The organism is Chryseobacterium scophthalmum (genome assembly GCF_900143185.1).
Taxonomy (GTDB): Bacteria; Bacteroidota; Bacteroidia; order Flavobacteriales; family Weeksellaceae; genus Chryseobacterium; species Chryseobacterium scophthalmum.
In genome coordinates this window covers 1177105-1199287 of record NZ_FSRQ01000001.1, presented here as the reverse complement: position 1 = coordinate 1199287, position 22183 = coordinate 1177105, and the positions used below count along the sequence as shown (strand labels likewise).

Annotated in this window: 20 protein-coding genes; 18 read left to right on the top strand and 2 right to left on the bottom strand. The window is 32.7% G+C overall.

From position 1 onward, the window contains the following. Positions 1-15: 15 nt before the first annotated feature. The 16 genes from BUR17_RS05520 to BUR17_RS05445 all read left to right on the top strand — a co-directional run bounded on the left by BUR17_RS05520 (position 16) and on the right by BUR17_RS05445 (position 16329). Positions 16-5982 (top strand): alpha-2-macroglobulin family protein, encoded by a 5967-nt coding sequence (locus tag BUR17_RS05520; RefSeq protein ID WP_074229332.1) that lies wholly within the window; start codon positions 16-18, stop codon positions 5980-5982. Between the two features lie 42 nt (positions 5983-6024). Beyond that, positions 6025-6516 carry a serine protease inhibitor ecotin gene (gene eco, locus BUR17_RS05515; protein ID WP_074229331.1) on the top strand — a complete coding sequence of 164 codons (492 nt, stop codon included), beginning with the start codon at positions 6025-6027 and terminating at the stop codon, positions 6514-6516. Between the two features lie 158 nt (positions 6517-6674). Beyond that, positions 6675-7130 (top strand): DUF1569 domain-containing protein, encoded by a 456-nt coding sequence (locus BUR17_RS05510; protein WP_074229330.1) that lies wholly within the window; start codon positions 6675-6677, stop codon positions 7128-7130. 100 nt (positions 7131-7230) lie between these two features. Continuing rightward, complete coding sequence (locus tag BUR17_RS05505) at positions 7231-7701, top strand: hypothetical protein (protein WP_074229329.1); 471 nt, start codon at positions 7231-7233, stop codon at positions 7699-7701. A gap of 2 nt (positions 7702-7703) precedes the next feature. Beyond that, positions 7704-8102, top strand: a complete 399-nt coding sequence (locus tag BUR17_RS05500; RefSeq protein ID WP_074229328.1) for a hypothetical protein — start codon at positions 7704-7706, stop codon at positions 8100-8102. 13 nt (positions 8103-8115) lie between these two features. Beyond that, positions 8116-8487 carry a VOC family protein gene (locus BUR17_RS05495; protein ID WP_074229327.1) on the top strand — a complete coding sequence of 124 codons (372 nt, stop codon included), beginning with the start codon at positions 8116-8118 and terminating at the stop codon, positions 8485-8487. A gap of 95 nt (positions 8488-8582) precedes the next feature. Then, positions 8583-9032 (top strand): VOC family protein, encoded by a 450-nt coding sequence (locus BUR17_RS05490; RefSeq protein WP_074229326.1) that lies wholly within the window; start codon positions 8583-8585, stop codon positions 9030-9032. Positions 9033-9260: 228 nt separating this feature from the next. Then, positions 9261-9659: a DUF1398 domain-containing protein gene (locus BUR17_RS05485; protein WP_074229325.1), complete on the top strand. Its 399-nt coding sequence runs from the start codon at positions 9261-9263 to the stop codon at positions 9657-9659. Between the two features lie 11 nt (positions 9660-9670). Beyond that, positions 9671-9943 carry a hypothetical protein gene (locus tag BUR17_RS05480; RefSeq protein ID WP_143747527.1) on the top strand — a complete coding sequence of 91 codons (273 nt, stop codon included), beginning with the start codon at positions 9671-9673 and terminating at the stop codon, positions 9941-9943. Positions 9944-10264: 321 nt separating this feature from the next. Then, a complete protein-coding gene (locus BUR17_RS05475; RefSeq protein ID WP_074229323.1) occupies positions 10265-10939 on the top strand; it encodes a DUF2490 domain-containing protein in 675 nt (224 codons plus the stop codon). A 277-nt stretch (positions 10940-11216) separates the two neighbouring features. Beyond that, a complete protein-coding gene (locus tag BUR17_RS05470; protein WP_074229322.1) occupies positions 11217-12827 on the top strand; it encodes a Na+/H+ antiporter in 1611 nt (536 codons plus the stop codon). 23 nt (positions 12828-12850) lie between these two features. Further along, entirely contained in the window at positions 12851-13231 is a 381-nt protein-coding gene (locus BUR17_RS05465) for a VOC family protein (protein WP_185116684.1), read from the top strand. 36 nt (positions 13232-13267) lie between these two features. Continuing rightward, positions 13268-14311 (top strand): glutaminyl-peptide cyclotransferase, encoded by a 1044-nt coding sequence (locus tag BUR17_RS05460; RefSeq protein WP_074229320.1) that lies wholly within the window; start codon positions 13268-13270, stop codon positions 14309-14311. Between the two features lie 91 nt (positions 14312-14402). Next, positions 14403-15308: a hypothetical protein gene (locus BUR17_RS05455; protein WP_084550417.1), complete on the top strand. Its 906-nt coding sequence runs from the start codon at positions 14403-14405 to the stop codon at positions 15306-15308. Between the two features lie 32 nt (positions 15309-15340). Next, on the top strand, positions 15341-15955 hold the full coding sequence (locus BUR17_RS05450) for a deoxynucleoside kinase (protein ID WP_074229319.1): 615 nt from the start codon (positions 15341-15343) through the stop codon (positions 15953-15955). Positions 15956-15981: 26 nt separating this feature from the next. Next, a complete protein-coding gene (locus BUR17_RS05445) occupies positions 15982-16329 on the top strand; it encodes an ArsC/Spx/MgsR family protein (RefSeq protein WP_228418619.1) in 348 nt (115 codons plus the stop codon). A gap of 73 nt (positions 16330-16402) precedes the next feature. Here BUR17_RS05445 and BUR17_RS05440 read toward each other — a convergent pair whose 3' ends face one another. Then, on the bottom strand, positions 16403-16708 hold the full coding sequence (locus tag BUR17_RS05440) for a DUF493 family protein (RefSeq protein ID WP_074229317.1): 306 nt from the start codon (positions 16706-16708) through the stop codon (positions 16403-16405). A 39-nt stretch (positions 16709-16747) separates the two neighbouring features. Further along, on the bottom strand, positions 16748-17425 hold the full coding sequence (locus BUR17_RS05435; RefSeq protein WP_074230238.1) for a DUF4197 family protein: 678 nt from the start codon (positions 17423-17425) through the stop codon (positions 16748-16750). A 427-nt stretch (positions 17426-17852) separates the two neighbouring features. Between BUR17_RS05435 and BUR17_RS05430 the strand changes: the two genes are divergently transcribed. Together BUR17_RS05430 and BUR17_RS05425 are read left to right on the top strand one after the other, a co-directional pair. Next, positions 17853-20687 carry a SusC/RagA family TonB-linked outer membrane protein gene (locus BUR17_RS05430; protein WP_084550414.1) on the top strand — a complete coding sequence of 945 codons (2835 nt, stop codon included), beginning with the start codon at positions 17853-17855 and terminating at the stop codon, positions 20685-20687. Between the two features lie 10 nt (positions 20688-20697). Beyond that, positions 20698-22119 (top strand): RagB/SusD family nutrient uptake outer membrane protein, encoded by a 1422-nt coding sequence (locus tag BUR17_RS05425; protein WP_074229315.1) that lies wholly within the window; start codon positions 20698-20700, stop codon positions 22117-22119. Positions 22120-22183: the final 64 nt, after the last annotated feature.

The window sequence follows — 22183 nt, the reverse complement described above, 5'->3', positions numbered from 1 at the left end:
TCAAAAATAACACTTATGCAAAGATTTTCCAAGGTTTTGTTCCTTATCCTGTTTTTATCGTGTTTCTCTAATGCTTTCAGTCAGAAGTATTACGATACACAATGGAAAAAAATACAAACAAATTATGAAAAGGGAGCTTACAAATCAAATCTTCCGGTTGTTTTGGAAATTCAAAAACAAGCTATGAAAGAAAATAATGCCTTACAGTTGATTCGCTCTCTGAAAGCAGAATTCAGCATTGTAAATAGAACCAATGACGACGAGAAAAATGATTCAGTATCAAAGTTTTTTGCTAAACTAAAAACTACAGAAAAGAACCTGAAAGGTGATGATCTTTTAGTGTACAAGGTTTTGTTATCGGGTTTTACGTTTGATTATTACAATGAGCATTCTTGGGAAATCAATGGCAGAACCAATATGAATTCTCAGGATGTTTCAGAAATTGAAACATGGAGCAAACTTGATTTTAAAAATTATTTAATCCAAAATTTTAAGGAGCTTGACTCAGAAAATCAGGTGATGAATAAAATATCTTTGATAAAATACAAGGATATTTTTTCAAATACAGATTATATTGCTTATTTCCCTACTTTGCAGGATTGGTATTCTTTGAAAAAGGTCAATTTCTTATCTAATAATGAATTGTTTACAAAGAACGAACTGGCGGAAAACAGAGTTTTGATCAATACAATTTTTGATGAATTAATTGCTAAAAGTACAGGCAATTCTAAGCTTTATTTCATGCATCAGAAACTTTCTGAGAATTGTATTTTTAATTCTTGTAAAGATAAATTAGTACAGCTTCAGAATTTAATTAAAATGAATATTGAAGGTGATTACAAAATGCTTATTACTGAAGAAATAATAGATGAATTAATTAAAGGGAAAAAAGAAAAAGAAGCGCTTCAGCTTGTCAATTCTATCAAAAATCAATATCCGAAATCTTCTTTTATTGAAAATATTAAAAATAAGGAAAATCAGATTATTAATCCTTTCTTAAGCTTCAAATATGAAGAACAAACTCAGCCGAATCTGCCAATTCATTTGGTTGCAGAGTTTAAGAATGTGAAAGAATTTTCTATAAATATTTATGAAGTAAAAGATAACTTTTTACCGTTGATGCAATTTGCGAGAAGCCCTTACGATAATGCTTACTCAAAAATAAAAAAATCGTTGGTAAGAAAAGAAGTTTTTCAGTTAAATGATCCTCAGGATTATCAGCTTCACAAAACTTCTGTTGAAATGAAGGCACTTCCTTCCGGAATTTATGTTGCCGAATATAAAGTTTCTGGTTCAAAACCAGAAGAAGGTAATAATCATAACTTTTATTTTTTAGTTTCAAATCATAAAATTATTTATCAGAATATCAACGAAAGCAATAAACTTTCTAATGAATTGAAATTAATCAGTTCTGAAAATGGGAAGCCAATCAATAATGAAAATCTTACATTTTATGAGTTTGTAGAAGGTAAAGCTTTAAATAAAGTTGTCGGTAAAACAGATGAAAAGGGAGTTTTCAAATTTCCGATGACGAATAGTAAAGATTATTACAGAGCGATTTTGATTCAACAGCCGAAAACCAATGACTTTCAGCTGATGCAAATGTATGGTAATAATAGTCGGGAAATATACAATCCGAATAAACAAACCCGTACAAAAGCTCAGATCTTTACGGACAGAGCAATTTACAGACCCGGACAAACTGTATATTTTAAAGTCATTAATACCAAAATAGACAATGAAATAGAATCTGTTGCATCAAATTTAAAACAGAAAATAACTTTAAGAGATACCAATAATCAGGAAGTTTCGGTACAGAATTTTACGACTAATGAGTTCGGTTCTTATCACGGAAGTTTTATTTTGCCTAAAGGAAAACTGAACGGGAATTTTAGGATCATCACTGATGGAAATACGAGTGGCTACAGATATATAAAGGTTGAAGAATACAAACGTCCAAAATTTGAAGTGATTTTTGAACCTGTAAAAGATGAATATAAATACGGACAAACCATCGAACTGAAAGGTAAAGCAATGATGTTTTCGGGAGTGGCTTTGAGTAACACCAACGTCAACTACGAAATTAAAAAACAAAACATTCGTTGGAGATATTTCCCTTGGTATCCAAATGATAATGATAACGAAAACTCGATTCTTGGAGAGGTTAAAACTAATGAAAAAGGAGAGTTTACCATAAAATTAGACCTTAAAAAAGACGAAAAGCTAGAAGGGATTCAGATTGATAATTACCAAATCAACGCTTCTGCGACTGATATCAATGGGGAAACTCAAACTGCGAATACCAATTTAAAAGTAGCTTCGGTTTCTCATTACATCAAAGCTGACAATATTAATAATGTTTTTGCGGATGAAAACCTAAACGTAAAAGTTGAAACCAAAAATTACAACGAACAAAATCTTAAAAAATCTTATAAGGTAAAGCTTTCAAAACTGGAAACTCCGAATAGGATTTTCAGAGACAATTTCAAAACAGAAGTTCAGAATCTGCCGAAATTTTCAAAAGAAGAGTTTATCAGTAAATTCCCACATGATTTGTATGATAAAAATGATGAAATAAAAAACTGGAAAGTTGAAAAAGTTCTTATCAAAAAAATTCAAGAGCCATCAACCGACAACCAACAACTGACAACTCAATTAGACCTTGGAAAACTGGAAGCTGGAGATTACCAATTAGAATTGTATAATATTGAAGGGAAAGACACAATAAAATCTACTCAAAATTTCAGTGTTTGGGATAAAAAATCTTTAAAACCAACCCATAAAACTTTTTTAACGGTTTTAGAACCAAAAGATGAGGTTTCGAGAGGGGAAAAAGCAAAAAGTTATGTGTATTCATCAATTCCAAATGCTTTGGTGAATGTCTTCCTACAAAATGGTTTAGGAAAAACAGTTACCGAAGTTCATCAGTTCAAAAACGGTGTGCTTGAATATGAAACTGAAATTCCAAATGATAAAAATGTAACGGGTTTAAACATTCAGTTTCAGTTGGCTTCATTTAATGATATTCAGACCGAAACGGTTGATTTGAAAATTAAAGATACTGAGCAGCCATTGAAAATAGAAACGGTAACATTCAGAGATAAAATAGAACCTAATTCTAAAGAAAAATGGACTGTAAAAATTTCAGGTAACGACAAAGAAAAGATCAATGCTGAGGTTTTAGCCAATATGTATGATATGTCTTTGGACCAGTTTTCTGTAAATACTTTTAACTGGCAAGAATTATACAGACCTTATTCATTTACGTCTTCTTATGCAATCAATACCGGTCTTGAAGAAAAATATTTTCAAAGCAGAATGGAGTATTTTGATAATAAGGTGGTAGAAATTCCTCAGTTTAACTGGTTTGATGGAAATATTTACTTTGTAGATTACAGCAGACAATTGGAGACCACAACAGGAGTGGTCAATCAGGAAGGAGTAAAAGCAGCAGCATATTCTCCGCCACCACCGCCACCGATTGCAGGCGCAAAAGCAAGTACGGCGAGAATGAAATTGGAATCTTTAAGAATTGATGATGAAGCAATAGATATTATAAATTCAGGAAGAAAACTAACAGAACAGGAGAAAAAGCAATTTGTAGATTCTTATGATATTTCAGATAACGAAAATTTAAATGAAATCCCAGTTCGTCAAAACTTAAACGAAACTGCATTCTTCTATCCTGATTTAAAAACTGATGCAGAAGGAAATGTTAACTTCGAATTCACGTCTCCCGAAGCGCTTACAAAATGGAAATTGATGTTCCTGGCTCATACAAAAAACGCAAGAGCAACAACATTGGAAAAAGAAGTGGTGACGCAAAAAGAGTTTTCTATTACGCCAAATTACCCAAGATTTTTGAGAGAAGGGGATGAATTGAATCTTCAGTCAAAACTATCAAACTTAACAAGCAAAAAATTGAATGGTTCTGCGCAACTGCAGATTTTGGACGCGTTTACCAACAAAGATATTTCAGAGAAATTTGGGTTGAGTACTTTGACGGCAGTTTCCGGATATAATAAGGAACAGGCTTTTTCTGTAAATGAAAACGGAAACTCTGCATTGACATGGAAAATAAAAGTACCGAATAACGTTTCATCAATTATTTTAAAAGTCGTTGCAAAAGCCGGACAATATTCCGATGGTGAACAAAAAGCAATTCCGGTTTTACCAAACAGAATGTTGGTGACCGATGCCGTTCCGATTTTTGTGAAAGAAGGCGAAACGAAAACTTTTGTTTTAGACAATCTTAAAAATACAAACTCAACAACGGTTTCTAATGTTTCGAATACTTTAGAATTGACGACCAATCCGATTTGGGAAATTATGTTTGCACTTCCAAGTCTGAAAAATGATCAGAATAGTTCTGCAGATGTAATCTTTAATAAATGGTTTGCCGATGTTTTGGCTTCAGAAATTTTTAAAGCCAATCCGAAACTGAAAACAGTTTTTGAAGAATATCAAAGCAAAGGTTTATTAACTTCAAATCTTGAAAAAAATCAGGAGCTGAAACAGCTGTTGCTTGAAGAAACTCCTTGGGTTTTGGAAAGTAAGAACGAAGAGGAACAGATGGCAAAATTAGCATTGCTTTTTGATGCTAGTACAATGAAAAATTCTATTAATCAGGATTGGGACGATTTCAAAAAGCTTCAAAATTTGGATGGTGGTTTTTCTTGGTATCAAGGGTATCCGAGTTCGTACGGAACGTCTCTTTATATTCTTAAAAATTTAGGGAAAATAAATACTTGGTTAAAAGAGAATGTAAAAGATTATCAATCTTCCGAACAGAAAGAATTGGTGGCAAAACTGATTGGTTATGTTGACAATGAAATCAATAAATATACTGATGTTAAAAAAGAAAATGTAATCAATAACTGGACTTTAGATTATCTAGACACCCGAAATTATTGGGAAAAACAATATCCTTTAAAAGGAAAAGGGGCAACGCTGAAATCTTTGGTAAAACAAAAAGCCAAAACAATAAAAATTACCGATTTTACATTCTTCGGACTGCATCGTGCAGCTTTATTGATGAGCGATTATGGCTTAAAAGATGTTTCTGATAAATTATTAAATTACTTAAAAGAAACTTCAGTAGATTCTAAAACTCAAGGTGTTTATTGGAAGCAAAATCTTGATGATTGGGGATGGTTCAGTTCGAAAGTTGTTAATCATGCAGGAGCTTTGGAAGCATTCAATAAACTGAAACCGAACGACCAAAAATTCATTGAAGACATGAAAATCTGGTTGATTACCCAAAAAGAAGTCAATTCTTGGGGAAGCTCAAGAGGAACTTCAGAAGTGATTTTTACGATTTTAAATTCAGGAAAATCTTGGACTTCTGCGGAAAGCGATAAAGCAACAATCATTTGGGGCGGAAAAGAACTGAAACCGGAAACTCAGGCGACAGGTTATGTGAAATCTGCTGTGAAAACAGATGTTTTAGATAAAAATCTTGCAACAGTTACAGTAACAAAACCAGGCGCAGGAATTGTTCAGGGAGGTTTATTCTGGCAATATTATGAAGATTTGGATAAAATAAAATCTTCCGAAAATTATATTTCTGTTGTAAAAGAACTGTACAAAAAAGTAAAAACAGTAAATGGTGAAGAATTGCAGAAAATCTCTCCCGAAACTCTGTTGAAAGTTGGAGATAAAGTAACGGTAAGAATGATTTTAAATACAGACCGCGCCATGGAATTTATTCACATCAAAGATATGCGAGCGGCAGGATTTGAACCGTTGAATGTGCTTTCCGGTTATCAATGGAAAAATAGTTTGGGATATTATCAATCAACAAAAGATGCGTCTACCAATTTCTATATTCAGTATATGCCGAAAGGAAAATATGTTTTTGAATATGATTATGTAGCCAATGCATCAGGGAAATTCTCAAACGGAATTACAACGATTCAAAACTATTATGCACCGCAGATGAATTCACATACAAAAGGTTCGAATGTGGTAATTATGGAATAGTTTTTGAGTATAAGGAAATTGTAAATTTTAAATCAAACAATTATGAAATTTTTAAAAGCAGTATCCGTAGTATTGATGATGTTTGTAGTGGGTAATGTTTCTGCTCAGAAGAAAAAAACAGAGAAATTTGAAAAACTTCAGATAGAAATGTTTCCAAAAGCTAAAGAAGGTTTTAAGCAGGTTTATATTCAATTGCCTGTTGCAAAAAACGAAAATGATTTGAAAGTTGAATTTTTTGTAGGCGTTGAAAAATTATTGGACTGTAACAACCATTTTTTAATGGGAAAAGTTACTTCGCAAGATTTACAAGGTTGGGGTTACAATTACTATGAAGTAGAATCTAGCGGAGAAACAGGCGGAACTTTAATGGCTTGTCCGGATCAGAAAAAGACTAAGAAATTTGTTTATTTACAACCTGAAATTGTAAGATACAACAGCAAATTACCATTGGTTTTTTATGTGCCTAAAGACTTAGAAGTTCGTTACAGAGTTTTACGTCCAGACGTAACAATGAAAAAAGCAACTCAGAAATAAATTAGTTAAGAATATTTAACCATGCTCCATACAATTTGTATGGAGCATTTTAATTTCTGGGATTTTATTTTTAATAATAATTCACCATTCAAAATCAAAAAAAATATTTCAATGAAACAAAAAAACTGATATATTTGTTTCTAAAGATTTAGACAAAAATGGAAAACGTATTTGACGCAAAAGATGCTCAGAATTATATCAATAGAATAAATAATCTTGTAGAAGAAACTCACGGTTTGTGGGGAAGAATGACGGTAGACCAAATGTTGGCACACTGCTGTGTTTCTTATGAAATGGTTTACGAACCGGAAAAGCACAAAAAACCGGGTGCGATTGCTAAGTTTATTTTGAAAACTTTCGTAAAACCAAAAGTGACAAGCGAAAAAGCATATCCACACGATTCTCCTACTGCACCACAATTTATAATTAAAGAAAGAAAAGATTTTGAAGAAGAAAAAAAGAGATTGATTGGCTTTATTCAAAAAACACAACAATTAGGAGCTTCAGCTTTTGACGGTAAAGAATCTTCTTCTTTTGGAAAATTAAAATCTCAGGAATGGAATAATATGTTTGCGAAACATCTTAATCATCATCTGAGTCAGTTTGGTGTATAGTTCGTCTTTTGAAATTAATAGAAACGGGCTTTAGCCTGTTTTACAAAAAATATAAATTCTTTTGGCTTTAGCCTAAATATAATTTTAAGAATTTAAAACCATGAAAAAACTTTTATTCTTCCTCATTCTCATATCCAATTTTGCTTTTGCACAGATGCCAAATATTTCCAATGTTTGGCTAAATAATTCAAAGCCTTATGTAGGAACTATTGGAAATGATAAAGAAACCATTAAACTTAAAATAAATATTTCTGAGCAGGATAAGAAAAACGATCAGGAATATTTTGTTTCAGGATATACAGTTGTAGAGAATAACTCTTCAAAATTTGAGGGCAAATTTAAAATCACCAAATACAAAGATTCTAAAAGCAAAGGTGTTGTTTATGGTGATTATGAGTTGGTAGAAGAAGTAAAAGGCAAACATTCCGGAGTTTTTACGGGTAAATTTATTTATACTTTTAAATGGAATAAAACCTCAGAAAAAATTCAAAGTCAATACATCGAACTGATTGGTGACTGGAAAAGCTATGACAAAACTTTAGATTTCAAAACACGCTTAAAAAATCAATAACTATGTTAAAAAAAATATTGGCAGTTGTTGCCGGAATTATTGTTGGTTCCATCTGTGTTTGGGCGGTTGAAACGCTTAATCATATGTTGTATCCTTATCCTGAAGGAATGAAACCGGGCGACATGGAAGGTTTTAAAAATTATATTGAAACCTTGCCTTTTTTAGGAAAGTTTATGGTGATCATTGGATATGGTTTGGGAGCTTTGGTTTCGGGATTTATAGCTACAAAGATCTCAAAAGACGGAAAACCTACTGCAGCATTGATTTGCGGGATCATTTTTCTTGTTTTCACCATTTACAATATGACAGTTTTACCAACGCCTATTTGGTTTTGGGTTCTTGGAATTTTAGTTTGGACATTAGTTTTAGCAGGATACAGATTAGCTTTAAATAAAAAATAATAAAAACTTACATATGAAATTAGGTGTATTTTCGCTAAGCTTAAGTGTAAAAGATTTGGCAAAATCTAAAGAGTTTTACGAAAAGCTAGGCTTCTCTGCGATGGGAGGAGGTATGGAAAATAATTATCTCATCATGAAAAACGGAAGTACTTTAATTGGTCTTTTTCAGGCGATGTTCGACGGAAATATGTTGACATTCAATCCGGGATGGGATGAGAATGCTCAGAATCTTGAGGAATTTGATGATGTAAGAGAAATTCAGAAAAAATTGAAAGAAAGCGGAGTAGAATTAGATAAAACCGCAGATGAAACCACTACCGGTCCGGAACACATTTTCCTGAAAGATCCCGATGGAAACATGATTCTTATCGATCAGCATCGTTAATTCGAGTTCCGTGTTCCGTGGTTCGAGTTTCGCGCTCCGTGCCTCGAATAACAAATCTCGAATCTCAAATCTCAAATCTCAAATTAAAATATATTATGGCAACAGTAAATGTTTATCTTACCTTCAACGGAAACTGCAAAGAAGCTTTCGATTTTTACAAATCGGTTTTCGGTGGAGAATATCCTTATATCGGAACTTTTGGAGAAATGCCTCCACAGGAAGGAAAAGAAATGTCTCAGGAAGATAAAGACAAAATTATGCATGTTTCTCTTCCGATTTCAAAAGAAACCATTTTGATGGGAAGCGATACAGGTGGAGAATGGGCTTCAAGCTTAAAAGTTGGAAATAATTTTTCAGTGTCCATTAATGCAGATTCTAAAGAAGAAGCAGACAAACTTTTCAACGGACTTTCTGCAGGTGGAAATGTTACAATGCCTCTTGCTGATACTTTTTGGGGAGCTTATTTCGGAATGTTTACGGATAAATTTGACATCAACTGGATGGTAAATTATGATGATCCTGCGAAAATGCAACAACATCCTTAAAATTTATACCCCAAATTTGAAGCACAATAAAACAATAACCGGCAATTATCTGTCGGTTATTGTTTTACTATTAAGAAACTAGTTTTTCTTTGCTAATGTGAAATCGAAAATTCGACGAAGTCAAACGCCTTTGCGAACGAAAATATTTTCAAACATTTTAAATAAAATCTTTGCGCTCTTTGCGTTAAAAATATAATTTTAAAATATAACTTAAAAAAAATAAACAAGATGAAATTTACAATTGATGAAATTAAAGCAGAACACCAAAAAGTAAAAAGTGGTGCTGATTTTCCGAATTATATTCAACAAATAAAAAAACTGGGAGTTTCTCATTACACAACATTTGTTGCTGATGGAAATACAAAATATTTTGATGTTGAAAATAATTTTGCCGAAACAGGAAAAAAATATGATGCTTTAGAAATCGCCGAAAATGTAAATCTTGAAAATTTTAAAACCAGATTAAAGCTTCACCAGCAAGGCGGTACAGATTATCCTACATTTTGTAAAGATTGTGCCGAAAATGGAGTAGAAGGTTGGAAGATGAATCTCAATAAAATGACCTGCACTTATTTTGATAAAAATCAGAATGATATTTTAGAAGAAATAGTTCCTTCACAGCTTTAAATATTATGAGTGTGAAAAATAAAGTTGTTGCATTTTTTTCTTTGTGTTTTGTAGTACTTTTTGCGTTTATTATTGGAATAATCATTTATGAAAGAAGATATTCTTCAAGATTTAAAAATACACCTTTAAAGATTTCCGAGAGAAATTTAAAAAGTGAATGGGGAGAGCCGAAGAGAATAAATCAAAACGGTGAAACTAAAGTATTATTTTACAATTCGCTTTTTACCTATTATGCTTTTTCAATAGATGAAAATAATAGGATAATCCGTAAATATCAAGACTAAACTTATCTTTTAAAGAATTTTTGCTATTATAGATTTTTAATATTAATTTTGTTGAATATGATAGATGAATGAAATAATTATTCTATCATTTTGAATATTTGTTTTGACTTAGAAAATCGAAGCGTTAAGAAAATCAAGGATGTGAACGTTAAGAAAATTCTATTGTTTGAGTGCGGGATAAAATAAGAAATCAAACTAGAATCGTAAATACGCACGAGTTTAAAATTTTTAGTGAACAGCCTTTATTTTTAGCGAAGAATTTCAAGTCTTGAATTTTTGTTTCTTTTGTTTTAAGACAAAAGAAAAAGTAATAATAAAATTATGAAGTTTTTAAAAAAGTTAGCGGTTTCTGTTTTGTGTTTTGGAAGCGTTCTGTCATTTGCTCAGGAAAGTGATTTGGGAGCTTGGTATATGTATTTTGGGAATAATAAAATCAGCAAAAAGCTGAATTTCCATAATGAGATTCAATACCGTAATTTTGATGGAATTGGTGATTTGGAACAATTATTAATTCGTACCGGAATTGGTTATGATTTGACAGAAAATAACAATAATGTTTTGCTGGGTTATGGTTTTATTTTGAGCCAGCCTTATGTAAAAGGTGAAAAATCAGAAAATATTGAGCACCGTATTTTCCAGCAGTTTATTACAAAGCAGAAGTTCGGAAGATTTAATCTGCAGCACCGTTACCGTTTAGAAGAACGTTTTTTACAGGATGATTTCAGGATGAGGTTCCGTTACTTGTTAGGATTGAATATTCCGATTAATAACAAGGTGATGTTACCGAAAACTCTTTATGTTTCAGCGTATAATGAAATTTTTCTTAATTTAGATAGTCCTGTTTTCGACAGAAACCGAGTTTATGGCGCTTTAGGATTTATCATTAATAAAAATATGAGAATTGAAGCGGGATATATGAATCAGCTTCAGGAAAATAAAAACCGTGGACAGATACAAATCGGTTTTTATAATAACATACCTTTTACTAAAAATTAATTATTTTTAAACCACAAAAGAAACAAAAGATTTTATGAATCTTACGTTGTTCAAAAGTTTTCAAAATTGTAAATGAAGTAAAATATTACCTTTTGCAACCTTTGAGATCCTCTTTCTTCAATCATTTCTTTTGTAGCTTTTGCGGTTAAAATTTATGTCTCAAAAAACTAAAGTAAAAAAGACTTTGATTCGGTCTTTAAAAACAGGATCTATAAAGAGTTTTCAAAACTCAAAAAAACTAAAATACTTTTTTATAACAACTAAATAATCACAGACCATGATTCACGATTATGTAATTATTTCCATCGCTGTACTTTTATCGGTGATGATTTTGGTGATGGTAGGGCAGAAGCTCAAAGTAGCTTATCCGATTTTTCTTGTGATTGCAGGTTTACTCGTAAGCTTTATTCCGGGAATGCCGCAAATAGAAATTGAGCCCGATTTGGTATTTCTCATATTTCTTCCGCCCATTTTATTTGAAGCAGCTTGGTTTACTTCATGGCAGGATTTTCATAAATGGCGAAAACAGATATTTTCAATGGCATTTGGATTGGTTTTCTTAACATCGATTGTCGTTGCCTACCTTTCTTCATCAATCATTCCTGGATTGACCGTTGCAATGGGATTTCTTTTGGGTGGTGTAAATTCTCCTCCAGATGCGGTTGCAGCAACTTCTGTTTTAAAAAACATGAAGATTCCTAAAAAAATTACCACCATTTTAGAAGGCGAAAGTCTGATTAATGATGCATCGAGTTTAATTGTATTTAAATTTGCTTTGGCTGCGGTAATTTCAGGACAATTTATTTTCCGTGAAGCTGTTACGGATTTCTTTACAATGGCCATTGGTGGTGTTGCAGTAGGAATCGGAGCAGGTTTGGTTTTTGGAAAGTTTTTAAGATTAATTCCTTCCAATTCTAATATAGATACCGTAATTACATTGATTGTTCCTTACGTAATGTACGTTGCAGCCGAGCATTTTCACTTTTCGGGAGTTTTGGCGGTTGTTGCAGGAGGATTATTAATGTCTTATAATTCGCATTGTTATTTAAGTCATACGTCGAGAATTCAAACGGGGAATGTTTGGAGTGTTGTCATTTTCTTGATGAATACCATTATTTTTATTTTAATTGGACTTGAATTACCGATTGTAGTTGGCGCAATGAAAGATTATACAATTTCAGAAGGTGTTTTTTACAGTATTGTGATTGGAGGTGCTATCATTTTTACTCGTTTGGCTTACAGTTATGCAATTGTTTATGTTCCAAGGCTTTTGTCTAAAAAAGTTCGGCAGGAAAATCCAAAACCCGATTGGAAAGAACCTTTTATCATCAGTTTTGCAGCGATGAGAGGAGTGGTTTCTTTGGCGGCCGCACTTTCAATTCCTGTTTATATCAGTCCGGGAGAAGCTTTTCCGCACAGAAATATTATTTTGTTTGTGACTTTTGTGATCATTCTGATTACTTTGGTCGGACAAGGTTTGCTGCTTGCACCAATTTTAAAATTCCTAAAAATTGAAGACGCAGGAAGTGAGCTTCCGGAAGAAAAGCAGGAAGCTATTTTAATGAAAAAATTAAAAGAAACCGCGCTTCAAAAACTGACTTCAGATTTCTCGGAATTATCAGAAAGTAATAGTCTCGTAAAGCATCAGATCTATAAACTGGAAAACGAAATGAAATTAATTGCCGATAAAGCGCAATGTATGGGCTCTGCAGTAGATTATGCAACCGCAATGAATGAAAATAAAGATGTTTTAAGACAAGTCATTCAGGCGCAGAGAAACGAACTTCACCGTATGAAACGTGAAAAAATATTCGACGACCACGTGATGAGAACTATTGAAATGCAGCTCGATTTTGATGAAGCTAAAATTACAGGCTTTGCCCATTAAATTAATTTAAAAATTAAATTAATATGAAATTCAAATCTCTACAACCCATTTTATGGACTGAAAATTTAGATGAAACCATCGGTTTTTATCTTCATATTCTGGGATTTTCTTTAAATGAAAGAAACGACGATTGGCAATGGGCTTCTTTGCAAAAAGATGGTATTCAGATGATGATCTCAAAACCCAATCAACATGAGAAAATAAGCAGCATCGGTTTTTCCGGTTCGTTTTATTTTAATGTTGAAAATGTAGATGAGGCATGGGAAGATTTAAAAATCAAAACCAATATCTGCTACGAAATTGAAACCTTTGAATGGGGAATGAGAGAGTTTGCTATCTATGATAACAACGGATATATTCTGCAATTTGCTCAACCTGCGTCAGAAATTAGCAGAGCGGAATAAAATTTGCTATTTTTGGTGAAATTTTAGAAATAAAAAATGAAAAATAAGATAATTGTAGGTTTTGCAGCTTTACTTATGGTAATGTCTTGTAAAAACGACGAAAAAATATTGACTTCTCTGGCTGATTATAACGCATCGATGGAAACTACAGGTTATCATTTTGGCGACAAGCTAGATCTTCCCAAAGATGTTTTAGAAAATGCAGAAAGCATTACCATTAGTTTTGGCGAAAAAGAATCTACAAGCCTTACCGTTGACCCAAAATATTTTACATTAGGTGATAATGCGGTAACTTTTAATATTAAAACGAAAGGCGGCGAAACTTTATATCAGGATGCTACAATCAATGTATACAGCAAAAGCCCTGAACAAAATTTAAACTATGAAGTTATAGCTGAATATCCACACGATCCTAAAAACTTTACACAAGGTTTCCAGATTGATGGAAATACAGTTTATGAAAGCGAAGGACAGTATGGTTCGTCAAGATTAATCACATATAAACTTGGAGAAAATACTCCGATTAAAGAAACAAAACAACCTGATGATGTTTTTTCTGAAGGAAGCACGATTGCAGGAGATAAAGTGTATCAGCTGACTTGGGAAAACAAAAAAGGATTTGTTTACGACAAAAGTACTTTAAGCCTGGTTTCTGAATTTGCTTATCCCGATATGATGGTAAAAGGTTGGGGTTTAACGTATGACGGGAAAAATCTTATTGCTTCTGACGGAACCAAAAATCTTTATTTTTTAGATAAAAATGATCCTTCGAAAATGGTTAAATATATTTCTGTAGCAGGAAATACTTCAGTATATGACCAATTAAACGAGTTGGAATATTACAAAGGATTTATCTATGCAAACGTTTGGCACAAACCTATTATTTTAAAAATTAATCCTGCAAACGGTGAAGTGGTAGGGAAATTTGATTTTACAAAAATTGCAGAACAATATACTGATGCGAAAAAAAATCCAACAGCAGATTCTGAGCATGTTTTAAACGGAATTGCTTTTAAAGGAGATAATATGTTGGTTACAGGCAAAAATTGGTCGAAAATTTATGAAGTTGCCATCAAATAGTTAAAATTGAAAGCAAGTTCAGATTGAATAAAATAAAGTATGTAAATTGGTAGCGTTCCTTTTGGAGCGCTATCTTTGTAAAAAAGTTTTTTTGAAATTAATATCTCTCTTTCTGGTTTTGGTTTTCTGTTCGGTTTCTGCGCAGAAAGTACTCCCTTTTGATACATTAAAGCTTAAGGAGACGAAAGATATGTTTTCAGACGATTACGGAAACCTCTATCTATACCGAAACAAAGATTTCAGTTTTACCAAATACGATTCTCTGGGAAAACAATTAGGCAAACTGATGTTTACTGTTCCGTTTAAAGTTCAGGAAATACAAAATCCTTTAACGGTGGCACTTTTTTCTGAAAATGCACAGGAAATGAAATTTGTAGATCAAAATCTTAATGAAATTCAGAAGATTGATTTTAAACAAAAATTCAGCTTTATAAAACATGCGTATGCAGAAGATCTGCAACAGATTTGGTTGCTGGATGAAAGTACAAAACGTCTTCTTCAATATAATTTCAGAAACGAAACAACCATCAATTCCTTTCCTTTTGATGCCAGTTTCGATGAGGTGATTGATCTTTTGGTTTTTGAAACAAAGGTTTATATTTTATCTAAAAATCAGTTCAGAGTGTATAATTTAAAGTTCGAAAAACTCTTTGAAGCTCCTGTAGAAAATGCAAAACGTTTCCGCAGAGAAAACGAAGTGATTTTAATTATTGCTAAAAATACCATATTCAAGTACAATCCTGAGAAAGGTTTAACCAAAATTTTTGACGATCCCGATGCACAAATTGTGGATAAAAATTCGCTGTCATATTTTGAAATAAAAGGCAACAAACTCTATCTTTACACCCTTGAAGATATCGCTGGTATTAAAAAACTTAAAGAAGCGGAAAACCAGAAAAAAGAACTTGAAAAATCCATCGAAAAATTGGAAAAAGAAAAGTCTGAAAAATCAGATATTCTTAAAATAATGGATGAAATTCAGGATTTAGGCTTTTAGATTTTAACATTTCAAAATAAAGAGACAGAAATATGCATATTGCAGTTACAGGAAACATTGGTGCAGGAAAAACTACTTTAACGACGATGCTTGCCAAACATTACGGTTGGGATGCCCAGTTTGAAGACGTAGATCACAATCCTTATCTGGAAGATTTTTACGCAGACATGAGTAAGTGGAGTTTTGCTCTGCAGATTTATTTTCTGGGCAGCAGATTCCGTCAGGTAAAAGAGATCAGAGAAAGTGGGAAAAACATTATTCAAGATCGTACGATCTATGAAGATGCGCATATTTTTGCAGAAAACCTGAATGATATGAAGCTTTTGTCGGATAGAGATTTTAAAAACTATGCATCGCTTTTTGATTTGATGAAAACTTTTGTTTCGGCACCTGATTTGCTTATTTATCTTAAATCTGATGTGCCCAATCTGGTAAAAAAAATCTATAAAAGAGGAAGGGAATATGAAGCTTCAATCAGTATAGAATATCTTTCTAAGCTGAATCAGAAGTACGAAAAATGGATTTCAAATTATACAGAAGGCAAACTATTGATTATTGATGTTGATAATCTTGATTTTGTAGAAAAACCGGAAGATTTCGGCTTTATTTTAGAAAAAATAGATGCTGAACTGAATGGTTTGTTTTAAAATAATTTAGCTTAAATTTTATTATGATGATTAAGGTCTTACACAACGGAAACTGTTCAAAATCTAATGCTGTTTTAGAGTATTTAGACGAAAATGGTGTTCAGTTTGAAATTATCAATATTGTGGAAGATCCTTTAAGTGTTTTGGAACTGAAAACGGTTTTGAAAAAACTGAATCAAAGTGTTTTTCATATCATCAGAAAAGAAGAAAAATTATATCTTGAAAAATTTGCAGGAAAAGATCATTCTGAAGAAGAGTGGCTTCAGATTTTATCTGAAAATCCTTCTCTAATACAAAGACCAATCATTATAAAAGGTTCGGTCGCCATGTTGGGAAGACCTCTCGAAAATGTGAAATTCTTCATAGAAAAATAGATTTTAAATCTACATAAAAATAAAAAAGGTTAGCTTATAAACTAACCTTTTTCTATTTTGAATTTTATTCAGCTTACAATAAAATGACATTTTCTATTGTTGCAACTTCTTTATAAATACGAACTACCTGATCTGCATCCAAAACAAAAGCATTGATATTGCATGCTGTATATTTTCCGTTCTTGCTTTCGCGGTTTCCCAGTGTAAACTTTATACCGTCGAAAACTTTATAAATTTCTGTAAGCTTCGCATCATCTGTCGGAATAATAAATTTAAACAGATAATCTTCTGGAAAATCATGATTGTTTTCTAGTTTTTCCTTTAATGATTTATAAAATTCGTCAGGATTTTTGTTTTCATTTCCTTGTAATATTTCCATCTTCTTCCTTAATTATATATAAATTTAATGAAAATTGAGCTATTTTCCAAATGGCGCAAGCAACGACGCCGAGTTTTGCTTCTCATGATCTTCAATGATATTAAAAAGACCGTTTACAATTTGCTCTGAAGCCAACATGCTCAATCCACCTGCGTTGACGTTAGTTTTATTTCCACCTAAAAGACTTCCCAAAAGATTGCTTCCCGATAATACAGTGTTGATGGTTTTTACGATGCCATATTTATTAAGTTCCTGCTCAACTCTTGGTGCAATTGCTGCAACAAGTTGCGTCTGAGTTTTTTCTTTCAAAATTAAAGTGGCTGTTCCTTTTTCACCCTGAATAATTCTGGTTACATCTTGTGCATTCAAGCTATTTACTGCTGTTTCCAAGATTGGTTTTGAAATACCTACAGTGTAAACTGCAGCTTCGGCAATGTATTCTCTCTCTTTAGCAACGATTGAAGGCGCTATTTTTTCTAAAGTACTATTGATATCTCTCAACTCTTTAGGTAGCGCTTTGTCTACTAAATTGTTTTGTAAGAAAGCTTCCTTGTTGCCGTAAATATTCGCTCCTTTGTTGATTCCGCCCAATAATACTCTTTTAATGACTGCTAATCCTAAATCTGAAGTAGCAAGGGTAGAGCAAGAATTTAAACTTGTGGTAATCACTGCACCAGTTCCGAAGATTAATGCAGCGGCTATAATATATTTTTTCATTGTCAATTTTTTTATCATTTTCAAATAACGCACCAAAGGTAAAGACAATTGTGTGTTTAACAAAAATTTATTTGTTTCTGAAAAGAATAGTCTTTGTATAGAGAATTACGAGGTTATTTAGTGCAAAAATCCCGATTGCTTAGATTTGAGACATTAAAAGCAGTTTTTGGGAGATTTTCATCCAAAAATAGCCTTTGCTTCAATGTGAAATATTCATTTATATCATTTTTTTTAATTGCGAAATTTATTAAAATTTAGTTTTATTTAACATATTTCACAAATTAACAACCAATTAATAAATTATTTAACTAAATTTAACATCAGTTGATATTTTTTATATTTTTGACCAAAGTCTTCTTTTGAGAAAATAGAATTTGCTAAAAAGCTATTTTACACATTTGATTTATACAAGATAAAATTAAACTATATGAAACAAACTAATTTAAAGTACTCTTGTCTTATTGCCGTTCTCTATTTTGGGATGAATGTCAATGGGCAGGTTGCTCCTAAAGATACTGTTGCGAAAGAACAGAAAATAGAGGAGGTTGTACTCATAGGATATGGTACACAAAAAAAAGAAAACATCACAGGAAGTATTGGTTTGGTTACGGCTAAAGATTTAGCAGATAAACCGAATGCAAACCCACTAAACTCAGTACAAGGAAAATTGGCTGGGGTAAATATTGTGACATCTGGTACACCAGGTGGGTCTCCTCGGGTAGATATTAGAGGGGTTGGGTCTTTGTCTGGTAACACAGTTTTCATTGTTGATGGAATGTTAACGGAAGATATTTCTTTCCTTAATCCTCAGGATATTGAATCGATGAGTGTTTTGAAAGATCCTTCAAGTTTGGCAATTTTTGGAGCTAAAGCTGCAAATGGTGCTGTAATTATTAAAACTAAAACAGGGAAAGGGAAACCGGTTTTCAATGTTAATTCTTATTTGGGAATTAAAACGGTTACGAATGTTCCTAAAATGGTAAATGGAGATCAGTATATTGAGCTATACAATGAAAAAGTGCGTAATGATGTGTTGAATCCTCAACCTTCTGATTTTATAACGAAAGCACAATATCCTGGTAATGCAGATTGGTTCAAAGAGATTTTGCGTACAAGCATTATCAATTCTAATGATTTTTCTGCTTCTGGAAGCCTAGGTAAGCTTAATTATTATGGTAGTGTAGGTTATCTTCAGGATGAAGGGAATTTAGCTGCCGGTCAAGGAATTAATTCTGGAAGTGGTTTTAATAGGTTTAATACCAAGTTAAATCTTAGTTATAAGGTTACAGATAATATCACAGTTGGAAATAATTTTTCATTCTCCAAAACCCGTACTGATGTAGCACAAAATCCTTTATTGGATGCACGTAATGCACCACCTGTTTATGATGTAATGAATCCTGCTACTGGAAATTATCAGTATATTACATTAATAAATGTTCCTAATCCAAGGGCAAAGCTTGATCTTTATCGTTCTCAAGTAAGACAGGAAAGATTGCTTAATAATGTTTGGGCAGAAATTAAATTTTTGAAAGACTTTTCTTTTAGAAGTAGTTATACCACCGATAATTATAGCCCGAGCCAGTATGAATATACACCAACATTACTTTATGTTCCTGTTAGTAGCCAAAAACAATCAACACTAATAACTAGAGATAACAGATATAGAAACTATGTCTGGGATAACACTATTACTTGGAAAAAAGATTTTGGGAATCATAATTTGGAATTACTAGCTGGTTTTTCCAGAATTAGAGACTCTAGATCAGAAGATGTATGGACTGCTAAAAATGTAAAATATGACGGTACCAATGGTTCTCTAAATATTGGTAATGGTACTGATATTTTTAATTATCATGATACCGCTGCTGCAGTTACTGATGGTAGACCAGCAGCTACACAAGATCAGCAAAGAATAGAGTCTTTTTTTGGAAGGATAAATTATGACTATGCCGGTAAGTATCTTTTAAATGCCTCTGTACGTAGAGATGCAAGTTCGCAAATATCAACAGACAGATATAAAACTTTTCCTGCAGTAAGTGTGGGTTGGGTAGTTTCAAAAGAAGGTTTTATGAGTGAGCAGAATGTTTTTGATTTGTTGAAATTGAGAGCAAGCTGGGGTAAATTAGGTAACCCGAGAGTTAAAAGAGATTTTTCTCCGATTGTAACTAATATTGGTGGAGGTGTATATTATGGTAACACTGGATATCCAGCAGGAACGGTTGACAGAGTGATTGATCCGTCAATTGGTTGGGAAACAACAACGGGTTCAGATTTTGGCGTTGAGATGGCATTTTTAAATAATAAATTAAAAGTTGAGGGAACTTATTATAACAAAGAATCAAAAGATATAGTTTATGCAGTTAATCAAGCTACGATTTCCGGAGCTAGTAATCCATATGATTATATCACTAATGCTTACTCTTTTAGAAATAAAGGTTTTGAGGTATCTGTAAATTATAATGCAAATCTTAGTGAAGGTGTTAAACTTGGGGTTTATGGTAACTTCACAACTCTTAAAAATGAGATCACAAACGTTTATCAAGATTCATTCTTAGAAACCGGAGCTAGTTTATTTGGTAATTCAATTGTAAGATTACAAGCTGGGCAAGCTGTTAGTTCTTACTATGGATACGAAGTTGCAGGCGTATTCCAAACTGATGCTGAAGCTGCTGCATCCGGGCAGAACGGAGCTAAGGCAGGATGGTTCAAGTTTACGGATCTTGATGGAAATGGAGTAATTGATACCAGAGATAAAACTTTCTTAGGTAGCCCCATTCCTAAAGGAACTTATGGATTTGGAGTAAACTTGACAGTTCATTCAATTGATTTTGGAATTGATTTCCAAGGTGTTTTTGGTAATAAAATTTATAATTATAACCGTGAGCAACGTTATGGTAATGAAAGTTGGGATCTTGATATGTATAATAACAGATGGACAGGTGCAGGTACTTCAAACACCAATTCTATGATTACTTCCAACCAATCTGTTATTTTACCAAGTAGCTTTTATGTAGAAGATGGTAGCTATTTTAGAATCAGAAATATTCAGGTAGGATATAATTTGCCTTCATCATTAGCTCAATCTTTATCAGTTAAAAAACTGAGAATATATCTAAGTGCACAAAACCCATTAACAATTTTCAAGTATAACGGATTCTCTCCTGAAATTAACAATACAGACAGGGTACAAATGGGTATTGATAATAATATTTATCCAATTTCTGCTATTTATACAATGGGTATGAATTTAACATTTTAATTAAAAAGTCATGAAAAAAATATTTTTAACAATCTCAATACTTTCATTATTTGTTAGCTGTAATGATGATTTTGTTGATATAAAGCCGGAAGGAGTAGTAGTAGCAGAGGATTTCTATAAAACAGAAGCTGATGCTATGAAAGCAACGAATGCTATATACAGCTTCCTAAGAAGTTGGGAAAACTCTGGTTTTCCTGCACAATTTGTTTATGGAGTAACGGGTGATGATGTTGAAAAAGGATCAAATCCTGGTGATGCATCTTTTATCAATGCGTATGATAATTTTTCTTTTACAACGAGTGATGACGGAATTAATGGTTACTGGACTGGGCAATGGCAAGCTGTTCAAAGAGCCAACCAGGTTATTACCAATGTTCCGAACATTAATATGGATACAGCTCTTAAAACAAGATTGATTGCAGAAGCCAAAATGTTAAGAGCTTATTTCTATTTTAATTTGGTAAGAATATATGGCGGTGTTCCTATTTTTGATGGAATACAAGCTGATTATATTAATCAACCAAGAAATACCGCTGCAGAGGTATATGCATTTATTGTAAAAGATTTAACTGAAGCATCTGCAATTTTACCGCAAACCTATCCTGCAGGTCAGGAAGGAAGAGTCACAAAAGGTGGTGCTCTGGGATTACTTTCAAAAGTTTATCTTTATATGAAAGACTACCAAAAAGCTTATGACGTTTCAAATCAAGTAAAAGGAATGGGATATTCTTTAGATCCTAGTTTTAATCACTTATTTAGACCAGCAGGTGAATTTGGGACTGAATCAGTTTTTGAAGTTAATTGTGGTTGTTCTCCAGAATTTGGTGGGAGTCAGTATGCAGAAGTTCAAGGGGTAAGAAATCAGTACGGATGGGGTTTCTTTACACCAACTCAAGCATTAGAGAATGCATTTGAACCTGGTGATATCAGAAAACAATTTACAATTCTTAGAGAAGGTCAAACTACACCGGAAGGTGATCTTATCAAAAAAGGTGATCCACAAGCAGGTAATACTTGGAATTATAAAACTTACGTTCCTTCATCACTTAACAATAATGCGTGCGGATATGGATCTATTCAAAACATAAGAATCTTGAGATTTGCAGACATTCTTCTAATCAATGCCGAGGCGGCAAATGAATTAGGAAATACTGCGGTTGCGATTACAAATATCAACTTAGTAAGAAATAGAGCTCAGCTTGCGAATACAACTGCAACTAATCAGTCTACTCTTAGAACTGCAATCTGGCAAGAGAGAAGGGTTGAATTGGCAATGGAAAATGATAGATTTCCAGATTTAGTAAGAACAGGTCAAGCTGGTACTTTCCTTGGTCCATTAGGATTTCAGACTGGTAAAAATGAATTGTTTCCAATACCTTTAAGAGCAATTACAGATAGTAAAGGTATTTTAACGCAGAACCCTGGTTATTAATAATCAAATATATTTAGAGGAGAATGAAAGTTCTCCTCTTCTTTTAGTATTTAAGTTTTAAAAA